This is a genomic window from Candidatus Binatia bacterium (assembly GCA_036493895.1).
Taxonomy (GTDB): domain Bacteria; phylum Desulfobacterota; class Binatia; order UBA1149; family CAITLU01; genus DATNBU01.
Genome location: DASXOZ010000070.1, coordinates 244,070 through 260,189, shown reverse-complemented (window position 1 = coordinate 260,189; position 16,120 = coordinate 244,070). Strand labels below are relative to the sequence as shown.

The following is a 16,120-nucleotide window of genomic DNA, read 5'->3' as shown; positions in this document are numbered from 1 at the left end:
GCTTCGGCGCGTCCCGCCGGAGGACCTTCCCTGATGCCGCCCGCGATCCCGAACAGCTCTGGCAGGTCTGCGCCGTGAGGGCGCTCGTCACCGGCGCGGCCGGCTTCATCGGCTCCACGCTTGCCGAGTCGCTGCTTGCCGCGGGACACGAGGTGGTCGGGATCGACTGTTTCCTCGATTACTACCCGCGCGCGGCCAAGGAAGGGAACCTTGCCGCGATCCGCGAAAATCGCCGCTTCCGCTTCCTCGAGGCCAGCCTGGTCGACGCCGACCTCGGCCCCGTCGTCGACGGCGTCGACTGGGTCTTTCACCAGGCCGCCCAGGCCGGCGTGCGCTCGAGCTGGGGCGAAGACTTCCGCATCTACAGCGACAACAACGTCTACGCGACGCAGCGGCTGCTCGAAGCGTGCCGCGCCGTGGCGCTGAAGAAGTTCGTCTACGCGTCCTCTTCGTCGGTCTACGGCGACACGACGGACCTGCCGATGCGCGAGACGAGCATGCCCCGGCCCGTCTCTCCGTACGGAGTCAGCAAGCTCGCGGCCGAGCACCTGGTGTGGCTCTACTGGAAGAACTTCGCGGTCCCGACGGTCTCGCTGCGCTATTTCACCGTCTACGGGCCTCGCCAGAGGCCGGACATGGCCTTCCACCGTTTCATTTTCTCGGTGATGGACGACAGGCCGATCGTGCTGTTCGGCGACGGCGAGCAGTCGCGCGATTTCACGTACGTCGGGGACATCGTCGCCGCCAACGTCTCGGCGGCCGAGTCCGAAGCTTCGGGAAGAGTGTACAACCTCGGCGGCGGCAGCCGCACGACGGTAAACGACGTCATCGCCTGCATCGGTCGCCTGGTCGGGCGCGAGCCGCGCGTCGACCACCGTCCGATGCAGAAGGGCGACGTGCGACACACGTCGGCCGACACCAGCGCCGCTCGCGCAGAGATCGGATTCGCTCCCGTCGTCGACCTCGACGAAGGCCTTGCGCGCCAGGTAGCGTGGCAGAAAGAGCTCGGGAGGACGCTGTGACGATCCAACGAAGCCTCGTCGACCTTCTGGTGTGCCCGGCATGCAAGGGACCGCTCACCGAAGTGCACTGGAAGCCGGCCGGCGAGCCTGCGACCGGCGGCGCCGCTGCCGCGCCGATGGTCGCGCTGGACTGCCACGCGTGCCGGCTTCGCTACCCGATTACCGAAGGCATCCCGGTGATGCTCGTCGATCAGGCCGAGCGGCTGCGCTCCTGAAAGGCGCCGCGCGCACGGCGTGTTCCTCAAGCTTCCCGAAGGCTACGTCGACCTCGACCGCGGACGCTGGCGCGTTGTCGCAGCGCGCATCGAGCTTGCGGAAATGACGGCGCTGCTCGATGCCGTTCGCGGCGGCGCGAGCCCGGGCGAGGACGTCGCGTCGGGCCGCGGCGGCGCACGGCGCGTCGTGCTGCGCGGGGGCAAGGTCGTGTTCGTGCGCCACTACCTGCGCGGCGGCATGGTGCGCCACTTCGTGCGCGATCGATTCCTGTTGAGGCCGCCGCGGCCGATCCGCGAGCTCGAAGCCACCGAGTCGGCGCGCGCGGCCGGCTGCCGCGTTCCGATCGTGCATGCGGTCGGTGTCGAGGAGAGCGGACCCTTCTACCGCGGCTGGATCGTCACGTCCGCAATCGAAGGCGCGCGCGCGTACATCGACGCGCTGCTCGAAGCGGACGAGGCCGAACGCGCCGCGCTGCTGGCGGCCGCGGGCGCCGCGATCCGCGCCTTGCACGACGCCGGCGTCTACCATCCCGATCTGAACGGGCACAACCTGCTGATCGACGCCGACGGCGAGATCGCCATCATCGACTTCGACCGGGCAACGTTAGGCGCGCCAGGCAGCTGGCGCCTCGGCGAGAAGGGCCGCGACCGGTTCTGGCGCTCGCTGAAGAAGCTGACTGCGGCCAAGGGTCGCGACCTGGACGAATCGGAGAGGCGCTGGCTCGAGCGTGGCTACACGCGATAGGATGCACTTTGCGATGGACGGCTGTCGATGAAGAGCATGACGGGATACGGAGCGGCCTCCGGGCACGCCGGAACTTGCCGGATCAGCGTCGAGGTGCGCTCGGTCAACCAGCGCTTCCTCGATCTCAAGCTGAACGTTCCGCGCGAGTACGGTCCCTATGAACCCGACCTTCGCCGCATCGTGTCCTCTGCGATCGAGCGGGGCCGCGTCGAAGTGCACGTCTCACGCACCCTTCCTCCGCGCAGCGCCGGCATTGCGCTGCAGAAGGACGTCGCCTCGGCGTACATCAAAGGCTGGAAGCAGCTGCAGAAGGAATTCGGTCTTTCCGGCAGTCTCGAGCTGTCGCTGCTGGCGGGGCGCAGCGATCTGTTCGTCGCCGTCGAGCCCGCGGCCGATGCGGCCGCGGAGATCGGCGAAGTCGAAAAGCTGCTCGGCAAGGCGCTGGCCGCCCATGCCAAGGAGCGCGAAAGGGAAGGGGCGCATCTTCGCAAGGACATGCAGGAGCGCATCAAGCGGCTGAGGGCGACGTGGAAAGCGCTCGAGAAAGCCGCTGCTCGCGTCGCGCCGCGCCTGAAGGCCAAGCTCGACAAGCGCCTGGCCGAGCTGCTCGGCGGCGCGACGGTCGATCCCGGCCGCCTCGTGCAGGAAACGGCGATCCTGGCCGACCGCTGCGACGTCAACGAGGAGCTCGTGCGCCTGGCCAGCCATCTCGGAGCGCTCGACGAGCTGGTGCGATCGGAGCAGCCGGTGGCCAAGCGCATCGACTTCGTCCTGCAGGAGGTCAACCGCGAGCTGAACACGATCGGCTCGAAGGCCTCCGACCTTACCGTCACCAACCTCGTCGTCGACGGCAAGGCCGACGTCGAAAAGCTGCGCGAGCAGATCCAGAACGTCGAGTAGACGCCTGCGGCTCCCCCCGGGAGGGTCTTGCAGCGCGCTGACGCGTCGCGCATGATGCGCGGCCATGCCCCAGCTCCAGCGCAAGGGGTTCGCGCAGCCCGACCAGGCGCGCGCTTTCCCCAACGGCAAAGTCGATCTCGTGCAGCTCGGCGAGATGGTCGTCGCGCGCTTCCTGTTCCAGCCCGGCTGGCGCTGGGCGAACGACGTCGCGCCGATCGCGGGAACCCGTACCTGCCAGCACCGTCACGTCGGCTACACGATCTCCGGAAGCCTGCGCGTGCACATGGACGACGGCACCGAGATGCTGATCCTGCCCGGCGACGCCTACGAGATCCCGCCGGGCCACGACGCGTGGGTCGAAGGCGACGAAGCGTGGGACTCGGTCGAGTTCACGAGCGGGCGTACCTACGCCGTCTCGCCGTACGAGCTCGGCGAAAGGACGCTCGCCACGATCCTGTTCAGCGACATCGTCGATTCGACGGTGATGCTCGAGAGAGTGGGCGATCGCGCGTGGGCCACGCTGCTCGAGGAGCACAACGGTCGCATCCGCGCCGTGATCGACCGCTTCCGCGGACGCGAGATGGCCACGCTCGGCGACGGTTTCCTCGCGCTGTTCGACGGTGCGGCGCGCGCGGTGCGCGCTGCCGAAGCGATGGACTCGGCGGTCGGCGACCTCGGGTTTCGTCTTCGCGTCGGCCTGCACACCGGTGAACTCGAGATCGTCAGCGGGCAGGCTCGCGGCGTCGCGGTGCACACGGCGGCGCGCGTCTCGTCGCTGGCCGGCGCAGGACAAGTGCTCGTCTCGTCGACGACGCACGATCTTCTCGACGGCTCCGGACTCGAATTCGAGGTGCACGGGGAGCACGAGCTGAAGGGTCTGTCCGGAAAGCGCGTCGTCTTCGTGCTGCGGCGCTGATCGCGACCGCCGCGCGCCGCCTCATCGGGGCGCCGTGCGTTCGAAAAAACCGCGCCGATCTGCACGAGCGCGCCGGGCGCGTGTACGGCGATCAGGTCGGTGGCGGACAATCCAGCGTCACCGCGATTCCTACGGCGAACTGCAGCGTGCGCAGCGCATCCGACGCAACGATGACCTTGTTGTCGTCGACGTCGCAGCGGATCAGCGGGCAGACGACGCCCTGGCCGACCGCGGCGCGCAGGATTGCCTGGGCATCGCCCGCTTTGATCGCGCTGTCGTAAGTCGCATCGCCGCAAAGAACCGGTGTGACGGTGGGGCACAGGGCCACCGGGGCCTGCGAATCGACGCTCTGCCAGTCCGGCTGGCGATCGTCAACCGTCTCCGACGTCGTGACCTGCACGAGGCCGGATCCGTCGCTGGCACTGACGACGTAGATGTGTCCCGCGGCCGTGCCTGCGTTGCCGGAGAATGCGATCAACGTGCCGTCCGGTGACCACGCGGGCTCCGAATCGTTGCCCGCGCGCGCGAGCAGCGACTTCGGGTTCCCACCGTCGTCGTCCATCGTCCAGATGTCGCGATCGATCGTTCCCGGGCGCACGGTCGCGAACGCGATGTGCTTGCCGTCGGGCGACCAGTTCGGATACAGGTCGTCGCCCGTGTTGTCGGTCAGGCGCGTCTGGTCGGTCCCGTCGCTGTTCATCGTGTAGATCTCGAAGTTGCCGTCGCGACGCGACACGAAAGCGATTTTCGAGCCGTCGGGAGACCATGCCGGGCTGATCTCGATGTCGGTGTTGTGCGTGAGCTGTGCCATGCTTCCATCGGCAAGTGCGTACTCGTAGATCTCGGAGTCGCCGTCGCGATCGGAAGTGAACGCGAGCCTGGTGCCGTCGGGGGAAAAAACGCCGTCGTAGTCGAACCCGGGATAGAGCGTCAGTCGCGTCTGAGCGGATCCGGTCGCGCCCATCACGTACAGCTCGGCGTCCCCGCCATCGCGGTCGGAGTAAAAAGTGAGGCATCCTCCGTCGGCCGACCATGCCGACAGGCCGTTGGTTGCCGGTCCCGACGTCAGCAGCGTGACTTCGGCATCGTGGGTAGCCGCAGCGACGGCCACCTGACCCGTCGTGTCGCCGATCGTATCGCGCGTGAACGTGATCAGCCCGTTGCTACCGGGAAAAGCGGCGGCGGCGGGCCGAACCGAGAAGGCGCAGCAGGCGGCCGCCGCGACGAACCGGAGAAGGTGCGATTGCACGTCACCTCTATCGCCCGGAGCGACGCAATCCGTCAAGGGGTACGGCCGGACGGGTTCGCGACTGTCGCGCGACGCCGCGTCACCGCAAGAGCCTGAGCGCAGTGCGCCGCGCTCGAGGTCACCGTGCGTTAGGGGGGCTTTCGCGCTACGCTGCGTGCGTGACCAGCGACGAGGCAGGCCGGGGACTTCTTTTCATCGTTTCGGGGCCGTCGGGAGCCGGCAAAACGACGATCTCGGGCGCCGCGCTGCGCGCGTTTCCGAACCTGATCATGTCCGTGTCGGCCACGACGCGCAGGCCCCGTGCGGGTGAGCGCGACGGAATCGAATACCTGTTCGTCGACAAGGACCGCTTCGCATCGATGATCCGGCGCAACGAGCTGGCCGAGTGGGCGCAGGTGCACGGTCATCACTACGGCACGCCGCGCGCGCCGATCGAACGAGCGCTGGAGCGCGGCCAGGACGTGCTGCTCGACATCGACGTGCAGGGAGCCTCCCAGTTGAGGGCTCTCTACCCGGGGGCGGTCACGGTCTTCGTTCTTCCGCCGGACCGATCCACGATGGAATCGCGCCTTCGCTCCCGCGGTACCGAGCTCGAGGCAGTCGTGCGGCGACGCCTCGAAAATGCCTGCCGGGAGATCGCGAGGGCCGGCGAGTACCACCACGTGATCATCAACCGCAGCCGCGAGGAGGCCATCGCCGAATTCGAAGCGATCCTGCGAGACACGCATCGTCTCGGTGCGGCCGCGATGCCGCGACATCGCGCCGGCATGAGCGAGGCGGCGCTGGCGAGCTTCCTCGGCAGGTTCCAGGTGGAGGCGCCGGCGGCGTGAACATCCAGGACCTCATCACGCGCATCAAGGAATACGATCCGGGCGCGGACGTCGCGATGGTCGGAGAGGCCTACCGCTTCTCGGCGAGCATGCACGAGGGACAGCGGCGCGCCTCGGGCGAAGCCTACGTCACGCATCCGCTGGCCGTGGCCGCGATCATCGCCGACATGCGCCTGGACGTGCCGACGGTCGTCACCGGGCTGCTGCACGACGCGGTCGAGGACACCTCGGCCACCCTCGACGACATCCGCAACGGTTTCGGCGGCGAAGTTGCGGCCCTCGTCGACGGCGTCACCAAGATCACGCGCCTGGAGTCGGAGCCTTACGAGACCACCCAGGCCGAGAACCTTCGCAAGATGCTGGTGGCCAGCGCCAAGGACGTGCGCGTGCTGCTGGTCAAGCTGGCCGACCGTACGCACAACATCCGCACGCTGCAGCACCTGTCCGAAGAGAAGCGCACGCGCATCGCCGCCGAGACGCTCGACCTTTATGCGCCGCTGGCCAACCGCCTCGGCATCAACTGGATCAAGCAGGAGCTGGAGGACCAGTCGTTCCACATCCTGCACCCCGGCGACTACGAGGAGATCCGCCAGAGGCTGTCGCTGCAGAAGCTCGAGCGCGAAGGTTACGTGAAGGAAGTCGAGACGCTGATCTCCAAGCGCCTGGAGGCAGCGGGGATCGAAGCGTCGGTGACGGGGCGCACCAAGGGCACCTACTCGGTCTATCGCAAGATGAGCGACCAGGGTCTTCGCGTGGACGACATCTACGACGTCGTCGCGTTTCGCGCCCTCGTCAGCAGCGACCGCGAGTGCTACGACGCGCTCGGAGTGCTGCACATGTACTGGCGGCCGGTGCCCGGCCGTTTTCGCGACTACGTCGCGCTGCCGAAGGCCAACGGCTACCAGTCCCTGCACACGACGCTGATCGGGTCCTACGGCGAACGCCTCGAAGTGCAGTTTCGCACCCACGAGATGCACGGCGTGGCCGAATACGGCGTCGCGGCGCACTGGCGCTACAAGAGTGCCGACGACAGCGAGCAGACCGAATCGGCGCGCTACGCGTGGCTCAGGCAGATCCTCGAATGGCAGCAGCACTTCGACGATCCGCGCGAGTTTCTCTCGTCGATCAAGGACGACCTGTTCGGCAAGGACGTCTACGTGTTCACGCCGAAGGGCGAAGGCCTCACGTTTCGCAAGGGCGACACGACGCTCGATTTTGCGTACCGCATTCACTCGGAAGTCGGCAACCACGCCGCCGGCGCGCGGGTCAACGGACGCGTCGTGCCGCTGCGCTACGTGATGCAGCAAGGCGACACCGTCGAGGTGATCACGACCGAGGGCGGCACACCGTCGCGCGACTGGCTCAAGTTCGTGCGCTCGCCTCGCGCCCGCGAGCGAATCGTGTCGTACATCCGCGGCGAGGAGAAGAAGAAGGCCGTTGCGCTCGGGCGCGAGCTTCTCGAACGCGATCTGGCGCGTTACGACCTCGACCTGGCCACGCTGCAGGCCGACGAGCGCTTCGCCACCGTGCTCGCGCATTTCCAGCGCAAGGACGAAGAGGCTCTGCTCGAGTCGGTCGGCTACGGGCGCATCACCGGCAAGCAGGTGCTCGGCTTCCTGTTGCCGGGCGAGACGATCGAGCTCGAGAGGCCGCGGCGCAGCCTGCGCACGCTGTTCGGGCTCCTCGATCGCACGCCGAGGCCGCTCGTGATGGCCGAGAACCTCGACGAGTCGATGGTGCGTTTTGCCAAGTGCTGCGAGCCGCTTGCCGGCGAGGAGATCGTCGGTTTCCTCACGCGCGGGCGCGGCGTCACCGTGCATTCGAAGGCCTGCCCGCGCCTTGCCGACGTCGAGCGCGACCGCCTCGTGTCGGTCAACTGGCAGAAGGGCGCCAGCGCGCCGCGCGTGACGCGCCTGGAAGTCGTCTCGAGGGACCGCCCGCGCCTGCTCGCCGACATGACGCAGGCGATCGCTGCGGCAAGCGTCAACATCGAGCGCGCCCACGTGCGCACCATCGGAACCAAGGCGATGAACCTGTTCGAGGTGACGCTGTCGAGCATCGAGGACCTCGACCGCGTGATGCGCAACCTGCGCCGCATCGCCGGCGTCAAGGAAGTGAGGCGACTGATCGGATGAGAGCCCAAAGCATGCCGAAGGAAGTCATTCGAACCGGCCAGGCCCCGAAAGCCATCGGTCCGTATTCCCAGGCCGTGCTCGCGGGCGGGGTCCTCTACGCGAGCGGCCAGATCGGGCTGGATCCGGCAACCGGCGAGTTGGTGCAAGGAGGGTTCGAAGCCGAGGCGCGCCGCGTGCTCGTCAACCTGCAGGCGGTGGCAGTCGGCGCCGGCATGACGATGGCCGATGCCGTCAGGCTCACCGTCTACCTGGTCGACCTCGCCGATTTCGCCAGGCTGAACGAGATCTTCTCTTCGGTGCTGGTCGAACCGTACCCGGCGCGCGCGACTGTCGAGGTCGCCGCACTCCCGCGGGGCGCGAGAGTGGAGATCGACATGATCGCGATAAAGGGAGGGAAGGACTAGCTAGGCGGCTTTGGTGACCTTGCCGCTGCGGATGCAGCGGGTGCAGGCCTTGATCGTCTTGCGCGTGGCGCCGACGACGACGTGGACGGTCTGCAGGTTCGGCTGCCAGGTCCGTTTCGTCTTGTTGTTCGCGTGCGAGACGTTGTTGCCGACGCCTCGACGCTTGTCGCAGATCTCACAGATACGGGCCACAGCGCATTCCTCCGAAACCGAGCCGCCGCAGATAACACGGGCGATGGTGGTGGGCAAACGGCGAGGCGCAGGCGCGCCCGGTCTGCCGGGGTCGCGTTCCACCGGGAAAAAGGCGGGCTGCTCGTTCGGCGGCCCAAAGCCCAGGCAACCGCTGGAACCGGCCCCTGCGCTTTGTTATCGGCGGCCGGTGCCAACCTCCTCGATGCCCCGGCCCGCACTCAGGCCGAACCTCATCGTCGGCAAGCACCCCACCTTCGGCATGGCGGGGCGCAAGGGTTGCCAGAAGCAGGCCGAGCGCGTGAAGACGGTGCTCGCCCGCGAGGACCTCGTCGTTGGCTGAACGCCTCGTCTCGACCGCACAACGCCCGCGCGAGCACGGCGCGGCGGCCGGTCGCATCGCGCTGCTCGACGAGGGCACGATCGCGCGGATCGCAGCCGGCGAGGTGGTCGAACGCCCGGCATCGGCGGTCAAGGAGCTGGTCGAGAATTCCATTGATGCAGGCGCACGCGAGGTGCGCGTCGAGCTCGACGATCGCAGCGGGCTGCGCATCGTCGTCACCGACGACGGCAGCGGCATCGAGGAGTCCGAGATCGATCTTGCGCTGATGCGGCATGCGACGAGCAAGATCCGCCGAATCGAGGACCTCGATGGTGCGCTCACGTTCGGCTTTCGCGGCGAAGCGCTTGCTGCAATCGCGGCGGCAAGCGACCTCGAACTGGTGACGGCGACCGCCGCTGCCGCATCCGGCAGCCGCGTCGTCGTGCGCGCCGGCCGCATCATCGAGCGTGCACCGTCGCCGGCGCGGCGCGGCACGCGGATCGACGTGCAGGACCTGTTCGCCGCGGTACCGGCGCGTCGCAAGTTTCTGAGGAGCGCCGCTACCGAAACGGCTTACGTCTCCGACGTAGTGCAGCGCCTGGCGATGGCAACGCCGCAGCTTCACGCGACGCTGGTTGTCGGCGGTCGCACGACCCTCGACCTCGCCCCGGTGTCGGGGCTTCGCGAGCGCGTGCACCAGGTGTTCGGCAAGCAGGTCGCCGCGTCGCTCGTCGAGGTCGATGCGCGCTTCGGCAACCTTCACCTCGGCGGTTTCGTCAGCGCACCGGGAGTTTCCTACGGCAGCTCGCGTCGCATGGCCGTGTTCGTCGGATCGAGGTGGGTGAGGGACCGCGTGCTGTTCCAGTCGATTCTCGAAGGCTACCAGACCCACCTGCTCAAAGGCCGCTTTCCTGCCGTTGCCCTTTTCCTCGATTGCCAGGCGGGCGACATCGACGTCAACGTGCATCCGGCCAAGCTCGAAGTGCGCTTCTCGGATGCCGACGGCGTGCGCCGCTTCGTCGCCGAAGCCGTGCGCGACGCTCTTCGGCGCTCGTCCAGCCCGCTCGGGCGCTGGGGCCTCGATGCCGGCGAAGCGCTGCGCCGTCGCGCGGTGCCGACAACGGCCGGGACGCTGCAGCCGGCGCAGCAAAGCACACACGCTTCGCCCGCGCGGGCGCAAGTCCGGGAAGGCCGGGCTCTCGCGCCGGGCTCCGGCCAGCTGGCCGACGAGCAGCCATACCCGCCGATTCCTGGTTACGCGCCTTCCGAACTGGTCGCCGACGGTGCCGCGCTCGAAGAGCAGATCGCGATCGATCTCGGTCCTTCGCAGGCGGTCGAGGCGCTCGGTCGCTTCGAGGTCGTCGGCCAGATTTTCGACGGGTACTTCGTCTGCGAAGGCGACGGGGAAGTCCTGCTCGTCGATCAGCATGCCGCGCACGAGCGCGTGCTGTTCGAGCGGCTGATGAAAGCGTTCGGTGAAAGGGACGTCGCGCGCCAGGCGCTGCTGCTTCCCGAGCGCGTGCACGTCGGACCCGAAGGAGTGGAAGCGTGCGTCGCGGCGGCCGGCGAGCTTGCGGCACTCGGCTGGGAGGTCGAGGCGTTCGGTGACGAAGACGTCGTCGTTCGCGCGATGCCGGCGATGGCCGCCGGCGCCGACAGCCGCGTGCTGGTCGAAGCCGTCGCGGCTGATCTCGTCGAAGTCGGCCGTGCGCGCGCTGCCACGCGCCTGGCCGAAAAGATCATGGCGACCGTGGCCTGCCATTCGGCCGTTCGGGTCGGCAAGAGGCTGGACCGCGGCGCTGCCCGCGCTCTGCTGCGCGAAATGTCGTCGGTATCGTACCATTCGACGTGTCCTCACGGTCGTCCGGTTGCGCGCAAGCTGGCGCGAGGGCAGATCGAGAAAATGTTCGGCCGTTGAGGGCCGATGAAAATGGCGAATTCCCATTTCCGTACTCGTGCCGCTGCCGCGCTTCTCGCGCTTCTGGCAGTTTCCTGCTCGACGTCGACGCAGTCCTCCTCGTCGAAACAGGATGCAGCGGTTCACTCGCTGCGCTCCGACCAGCTCGAGAGCGTCATGAGAGGGTTCGACGAATCGGTGCGCAAGAAGGTGCCGGACCAGGTCGACGTGCACGACCGCTGGGAGGGAACGTTCGCGAAAATCGCCGACGCAGCGCAGTCGCTGAAGCAGTCGGCCATCGCATTGTCGGGTCATCCTCCCGGCAAGCTCGAAATTCCCGACCGCGCGCGATTTGCGGTACTCGCGCGCAGCTTGGCCGACCGGGCAGGGGAGCTCGAAGAGGCTGCTGCACGCGACGACGCGGACGCCGTCGAGATCTCGAGAAAGCGCCTCGGCGCTGCCTGCCGCGACTGCCACTCGCGTTTCCGGCCCGATTCTCCCGGCGTGCCGGACGCTTTTCGCTGAAGGCTGGACTTTCGATTGGTCACCGCTGCGAGATCCGAAGGCGTGCTGCGGCTGCCGCCGCGCGTCCTCGTCATCGCCGGATCCACTGCCTGCGGCAAGAGCGAGCTGGCGGTCCTTCTCGCGGAGAAGCTCGACGCGGAGATCGTCGGCGCCGATTCGCGCCAGGTCTATCGCTTCATGGACGTCGGAACGGCCAAGCCGACGCAGGAGCAGCGTGCCCGCGCGGCGCATCACCTCGTCGACATCGTCGATCCGGACGAAGACTACGACGTGGCAGCGTGGCGCAGCGCAGCGCTGAGTGCGCTGGCGGCGATTCACTCTCGCGGCTGCCGCGCCATCGTCTGCGGCGGCACCGGGCTCTACCTTCGAAGCCTCGGACGCGGTCTGTTCGCGGGTCCGGCGGCCGATCCAGCGGTTCGCGAGCGCCTCCAACGCGAAGAGCGCCAATCGCCGGGAGCGCTTCACCGGCGGCTGTGCGAACTGGACGCTGCGTCCGCCCGCCGTATCCACGCCAACGACCTCGTGCGCACGGTGCGTGCTCTCGAAGTGCACGAGCTGACCGGCCGGCCGCTTTCGGCGTGGCTCGCCGAGCATGTCCTTTCCGAAAGGCCTTTCGACATGCTCACGCTCGAAGTGGAGATCGAGCGCGAGATCCTGCGCGAGCGGATCGTCGCGCGCAGCCGCGCGATGGTCGACGCAGGCATCGTCGACGAGCTCGCCGCGCTGCACCGGCGTTATCCTGCCAATACTCGCGCTTTCGATGCGATCGGCTACCGCCAGGCTGCGGACTGTCTGGCCGGGCGCCTGGCGCCGGACCACCTGGCCGATGCGATCAGCGTCGCGACGGTCCAGTACGCCAAGCGCCAGAGGACGTGGCTGCGCGGTCAGCTCGAGACGACGCAGGTCGCGGCCGGATCGGACTCGGCCGCGCTTCGCCTTGCGGGAGATTTCTTTTCCTGATGTTTTCGCGCCGGCGTGAGCGGCCGGCTCGCGGGCGCAGCAAAGACCAGCAGGCTAGAGGGCGAATTGGCAACCAGGGGCAAAAAAGGGCTTCCCGAGCTGAGGGCCGCGATCGACGATCTCGACCGGCGCCTGCTCGAGCTGGTCACGCGTCGGGCCGCGCTTTGCAAGGCGGTCGGCGAGGCCAAGGCCACGAGCGAGATCGGCATCCTGGACGCCGCTCGCGAGAAGCAGGTGCTCGGCGCGATCCGCAAGGCCAACCCCGGCCCGCTGCGCGACGAGGCGGTCGAGGCCATTTTCCGCGAGATCATTTCCGGCTGCCGCGCGGTGCAGCGGCCGACGACGGTCGCGTTCTTCGGTCCCCAGGGCACGTACACGCACGAAGCAGCCGTCGCGCAGTTCGGCAGCAGCGCGCTGCTCGAGGCCTGCGATTCCATTCCCGAAGTGTTCACTGCCGTGGAAACCGAAAGGGCGACCTTCGGCATCGTTCCGGTCGAGAACACCACCGAAGGAGCGGTGACGCCTACGCTGGACTCGCTGGCAGAGACGACCGCCGTGATCCTCGCCGAGCGCGTGCTGAGGATCGATCACTGCCTGATGGCGCAGGACGGCGACCGCAGGAAAATCCGCCGCATTGCTTCGCATCCCCAGCCGCTGGCGCAGTGCAAGCGCTACCTCGCCGAGAATTTTCCGGGCGTCGAGCTCCTTCCGACGGCCAGCACGGTCGCGGCCGCCAAGCTGGCGTCCAGCGAGAAGGCAACGGCCGCGATCGGAAGCCGCATCGCGATGCAGCTCTACAAGCTCGATCTGGTCGCACGCTCCATCCAGGACAACGCGGCCAACGTCACGCGTTTCCTCGTGATCGGGCCGGACCAGAAGACGCGGCCGAGCGGTCACGACCGCACCTCGCTCGTCGTCACCGTCAAGGACCAGGTCGGCATTCTCGAACGGATCATCCGCCAGTTCGCGCGCAACAAGGTGAACCTTTCGATGATCGAGTCGCGGCCCCTGCTCGGCCGCTCGTGGGAATACCGGTTCTTCGTCGACGTCACGGGCCACTCCAGCTCGGACCCCGTCGCAAAGGCACTTGCTTCCCTCGAGAAGATCGCGCTGTCGGTGCGCGTCCTCGGGAGCTATCCGATCGCAACCTGACCGCAACGTGAGCGCCGGGGAAGGCAACCGCGAAGCGCGCGAGGGAAAACATCATGAGCGAAATTACCGGCGGTGAAGTTCTCGTCCGCTGCCTGGCCAACGAGGGGATCCGTTTCGTCTTCGGACTGCCGTGTCCCGAAGTCGATCCGATTCTCGCGAGCCTCGATGCCCACGACATCCGGCTCGTTCCGATCCGCCACGAAGCGGCCGCCGTGCACATGGCCGAAGGGCTCTACAAGACGACCGGGCAGGTGGCTGCCGTGCTCGGCAACCCCGGCCCGGGCTCGGCCAACCTCCTTCCCGGCGTGATCACCGCGCGTCACGAGGGCGTCCCCGTCGTCGTGATCACTGCCCAGCACCGGCTCGGCATCGTCTACCCGTCGCCGCCGTCGACGTTCCAGGGCCAGGACCAGCTCGACGTCTTCCGTCCGGCCGTCAAGTGGGGAGCACCGATCTTCGATGTCACCCGCATCGCGGAAATCACCGCGCTCGCGTTTCGCGAGATGTGGCTCGGACGCCCGGGGCCGGTGCAGCTCGAGATTCCGGCACCGGTGCTCTACAGCGTCATCGACGATGCGAAAGTTCGCATCGCTGCGCCTTCGGCGTACCGCGTCGCCGCACCGCGCGCCGCCGATGCCGACCTGCGCGAAGCGGCAACGCTGCTGGCCTCGGCGCGTCATCCATTGATGGTGGTCGGCTCCGGCGTCGACCGCGCGGGAGCCAACGCTGCCGTCGCCCAACTTGCCGAGATTCTCGGATGTCCCGTGATCTCGACGATGGCCGGGCGTTCGGCGTTTCCCGCCGATCATCCGCGCCGGCTTCACGGTTACGGTCCCGGAGCCGACCTGGCTCGCTGCGAAGCCGACGTGGTTCTCGCGCTCGGCACGCGGCTCGGCAACCTCGACGTCCCGTACGACAAGTACTGGGGCGACGGCGCCGCGCAGAAGCTCGTTCACATCGACGTCGATGCACGCAACATGGGCGTCACGCGCCCGCTGACTCTCGGCATCGTTGCCGACCTGGCAACTGCCGCGCCGCGCCTGGCCGCCCTGCTCGGCGAAAGCGGTGCAAAAGCCTCCAACCCCCGCGATGTCGAGCGTTACTGCGAAGCCCAGCGCGAGTGGCAGAAACCCCAGCTCGAAGCCATTGCCGGCTGGAACGGAGCGGGCATTCACCCCGCCCATGCGATGGCGGTCATCGGCGAGGTGTTCGGACCGGACGCCGTGTACGTTACCGACGGCGGCAACACTTCTTTGTGGGCGCACGGCGCCCTGCCGGCGACGAAACCGCGCTCGTACCACAACATTCTCGAGCTCGGCATGCTCGGCACCGGGGTGCCGTCCGCAATTGGTGCCAAGCTCGGTGCGCCCGATCGCGACGTCGTCTGCGTGACCGGCGACGGCGCTGCGGGCTTCCACTTCATGGAGATGCAGAGCGCCGCGCGCGAGGGTCTCAAGGTGACGACGATCGTCTTCGCCGAAGGCTCGTGGACGATGGAAGAGCCCAACGAGAGAATGCTCTACGGCCGCACCTTCGGCACCGCGATGGGCACCGTGCGCTGGGACAAAGTCGGCGAGGGCCTCGGCTGCGAGTCCGCCTACGTCGAAAAGCTCGGCGACCTGGCCCCTGCGCTGGCGCGCGCGAAAGCGGCCGTGGGGCCCTCGGTTGTCTGCATCCGCAGCGACCGCGACGCCAACCTGATGCTGCCCCAGGACATGATCCTGCGCTTCATGGAAGTCTACGCAGGACCGAACTAGGAAAAGTCAGATGCGATTCACATACGCCGAATCCATGTGCGATCCGTCCCACTTCGTGCCGCTGGCCCGCGCCTGCGACGAGTCGGGCTGGGCCTCTTTCGTGATCCCCGACAGCATCGCGTACCCGGAGGTGTCCGACTCGAAGTATCCGTACACGCCCGACGGAGACCGCCGCTTCCTCGAGAACAAGCCGTTCATCGATCCGTTCGTGCTGATGACCGCGATGGGCGCGGTGACCACACGGCTTCGTTTCACGACGTTCGTCGTCAAGCTGCCGATCCGCCATCCGGTGCTGATTGCCAAGCAGCTTGCATCGACCGCCGTGATGACCGGCGGCCGGGTCGCATTTGGAGTCGGCACCAGCCCCTGGCCCGAGGATTACCAGATCACCGGGACGCCGTGGAAAGGCCGCGGCGTCCGTACCGACGAGATGATCGAAATCCTTCGTGGCCTCCTGGGCGGTGGGTTCTACGAGTTTCACGGCAGGCACTTCGACATCCCGAGCATCAAGATCTGTCCGGTACCGGAGACGCCCGTGCCGATCCTCGTCGGCGGCCACGCCGACGCCGCACTCGCGCGCGCGGCTCGCAACGACGGATGGATGCACGGAGGCGGCAGCGAAGACCTGGACGAGCTTCTTGCGCGACTGGCCGAACTGCGCCGCGAGGCCGGCACCGAGAAGAAGCCTTTCGAGATTCACGTGATCTCGTTCGATGCCTACACCGTCGACGGCGTGAAAAAACTCGAGGACAAGGGCGTGACCGACTGCATCGTCGGATTCCGCAATCCGTACATCGACGACGACACCATGGCCGTGCAGGAAAAGATCGACATCCTGCGCAGGTTCGCCGACGACGTGATCGCGAAGGTGTGAACGCATGCGTGCCGGCGGCAACGCGGGC

At 67.6% G+C, this 16,120-nt stretch carries 17 protein-coding genes; 15 read left to right on the top strand and 2 right to left on the bottom strand.

Annotated features, from left to right (window positions below; genetic code table 11):
- Positions 1-74: 74 nt before the first annotated feature.
- From VGK20_16515 to VGK20_16495, 5 genes are all read left to right on the top strand, one after another.
- Positions 75-1,022 (top strand): NAD-dependent epimerase/dehydratase family protein, encoded by a 948-nt coding sequence (locus VGK20_16515; protein ID HEY2775646.1) that lies wholly within the window; start codon positions 75-77, stop codon positions 1,020-1,022.
- Complete coding sequence (locus tag VGK20_16510) at positions 1,019-1,237, top strand: Trm112 family protein (GenBank protein ID HEY2775645.1); 219 nt, start codon at positions 1,019-1,021, stop codon at positions 1,235-1,237. Before VGK20_16515 ends, VGK20_16510 begins: the two co-directional genes overlap by 4 nt.
- A gap of 19 nt (positions 1,238-1,256) precedes the next feature.
- On the top strand, positions 1,257-1,982 hold the full coding sequence (locus VGK20_16505; protein HEY2775644.1) for a lipopolysaccharide kinase InaA family protein: 726 nt from the start codon (positions 1,257-1,259) through the stop codon (positions 1,980-1,982).
- Positions 1,983-2,018: 36 nt separating this feature from the next.
- Positions 2,019-2,882 (top strand): YicC/YloC family endoribonuclease, encoded by an 864-nt coding sequence (locus tag VGK20_16500; GenBank protein HEY2775643.1) that lies wholly within the window; start codon positions 2,019-2,021, stop codon positions 2,880-2,882.
- Positions 2,883-2,946: 64 nt separating this feature from the next.
- Positions 2,947-3,798 (top strand): adenylate/guanylate cyclase domain-containing protein, encoded by an 852-nt coding sequence (locus VGK20_16495; protein ID HEY2775642.1) that lies wholly within the window; start codon positions 2,947-2,949, stop codon positions 3,796-3,798.
- Between the two features lie 91 nt (positions 3,799-3,889).
- On the opposite strand, the gene VGK20_16490 is transcribed toward VGK20_16495, so the two are convergent.
- Positions 3,890-5,047: a hypothetical protein gene (locus VGK20_16490; protein ID HEY2775641.1), complete on the bottom strand. Its 1,158-nt coding sequence runs from the start codon at positions 5,045-5,047 to the stop codon at positions 3,890-3,892.
- 158 nt (positions 5,048-5,205) lie between these two features.
- Here VGK20_16490 and gmk point away from each other — a divergent pair, with 158 nt between their 5' ends.
- From gmk to VGK20_16475, 3 genes are read left to right on the top strand one after another with little or no spacing between them, the layout of a single operon-like run.
- Entirely contained in the window at positions 5,206-5,877 is a 672-nt protein-coding gene (gene gmk, locus VGK20_16485) for a guanylate kinase (protein HEY2775640.1), read from the top strand.
- The gene (locus tag VGK20_16480) at positions 5,874-8,012 is read left to right on the top strand and encodes a bifunctional (p)ppGpp synthetase/guanosine-3',5'-bis(diphosphate) 3'-pyrophosphohydrolase (GenBank protein HEY2775639.1); all 2,139 of its coding nucleotides are present in this window, start codon (positions 5,874-5,876) and stop codon (positions 8,010-8,012) included. The genes gmk and VGK20_16480 overlap by 4 nt, the downstream gene beginning before the upstream one ends.
- Before the next feature lie 11 nt (positions 8,013-8,023).
- On the top strand, positions 8,024-8,416 hold the full coding sequence (locus tag VGK20_16475; protein ID HEY2775638.1) for a RidA family protein: 393 nt from the start codon (positions 8,024-8,026) through the stop codon (positions 8,414-8,416).
- Here VGK20_16475 and rpmB read toward each other — a convergent pair whose 3' ends face one another.
- Entirely contained in the window at positions 8,417-8,608 is a 192-nt protein-coding gene (rpmB, locus tag VGK20_16470; protein HEY2775637.1) for a 50S ribosomal protein L28, read from the bottom strand.
- A gap of 202 nt (positions 8,609-8,810) precedes the next feature.
- On the opposite strand from rpmB, the gene VGK20_16465 reads away from it, so the two are divergent.
- From VGK20_16465 to VGK20_16435, 7 genes are all read left to right on the top strand, one after another.
- A complete protein-coding gene (locus tag VGK20_16465; GenBank protein ID HEY2775636.1) occupies positions 8,811-8,948 on the top strand; it encodes a hypothetical protein in 138 nt (45 codons plus the stop codon).
- Positions 8,941-10,845, top strand: coding sequence for a DNA mismatch repair endonuclease MutL (gene mutL, locus VGK20_16460; protein ID HEY2775635.1), 1,905 nt, complete (start codon positions 8,941-8,943; stop codon positions 10,843-10,845). Before VGK20_16465 ends, mutL begins: the two co-directional genes overlap by 8 nt.
- Positions 10,846-10,851: 6 nt before the next feature.
- On the top strand, positions 10,852-11,349 hold the full coding sequence (locus VGK20_16455; GenBank protein HEY2775634.1) for a cytochrome c: 498 nt from the start codon (positions 10,852-10,854) through the stop codon (positions 11,347-11,349).
- A 15-nt stretch (positions 11,350-11,364) separates the two neighbouring features.
- Positions 11,365-12,309, top strand: coding sequence for a tRNA (adenosine(37)-N6)-dimethylallyltransferase MiaA (miaA, locus tag VGK20_16450; GenBank protein HEY2775633.1), 945 nt, complete (start codon positions 11,365-11,367; stop codon positions 12,307-12,309).
- 66 nt (positions 12,310-12,375) lie between these two features.
- Entirely contained in the window at positions 12,376-13,461 is a 1,086-nt protein-coding gene (gene pheA, locus VGK20_16445) for a prephenate dehydratase (GenBank protein ID HEY2775632.1), read from the top strand.
- A gap of 53 nt (positions 13,462-13,514) precedes the next feature.
- Entirely contained in the window at positions 13,515-15,218 is a 1,704-nt protein-coding gene (locus tag VGK20_16440) for a thiamine pyrophosphate-binding protein (GenBank protein HEY2775631.1), read from the top strand.
- Between the two features lie 10 nt (positions 15,219-15,228).
- The gene (locus tag VGK20_16435; GenBank protein ID HEY2775630.1) at positions 15,229-16,092 is read left to right on the top strand and encodes a TIGR03619 family F420-dependent LLM class oxidoreductase; all 864 of its coding nucleotides are present in this window, start codon (positions 15,229-15,231) and stop codon (positions 16,090-16,092) included.
- The last annotated feature ends 28 nt before the right edge of the window (positions 16,093-16,120 follow it).

Bases quoted from the DNA above. Each gene is read 5' to 3' on its own strand.
- VGK20_16500 (HEY2775643.1), top strand. From the start codon at position 2,019: ATGACGGGATACGGAGCGGCCTCCGGGCACGCCGGAACTTGCCGGATC.
- VGK20_16495 (HEY2775642.1), top strand. From the start codon at position 2,947: ATGCCCCAGCTCCAGCGCAAGGGGTTCGCGCAGCCCGACCAGGCGCGC.
- VGK20_16475 (HEY2775638.1), top strand. From the start codon at position 8,024: ATGCCGAAGGAAGTCATTCGAACCGGCCAGGCCCCGAAAGCCATCGGT.
- VGK20_16465 (HEY2775636.1), top strand. From the start codon at position 8,811: ATGCCCCGGCCCGCACTCAGGCCGAACCTCATCGTCGGCAAGCACCCC.
- VGK20_16455 (HEY2775634.1), top strand. From the start codon at position 10,852: ATGAAAATGGCGAATTCCCATTTCCGTACTCGTGCCGCTGCCGCGCTT.
- VGK20_16440 (HEY2775631.1), top strand. From the start codon at position 13,515: ATGAGCGAAATTACCGGCGGTGAAGTTCTCGTCCGCTGCCTGGCCAAC.
- VGK20_16435 (HEY2775630.1), top strand. From the start codon at position 15,229: ATGCGATTCACATACGCCGAATCCATGTGCGATCCGTCCCACTTCGTG.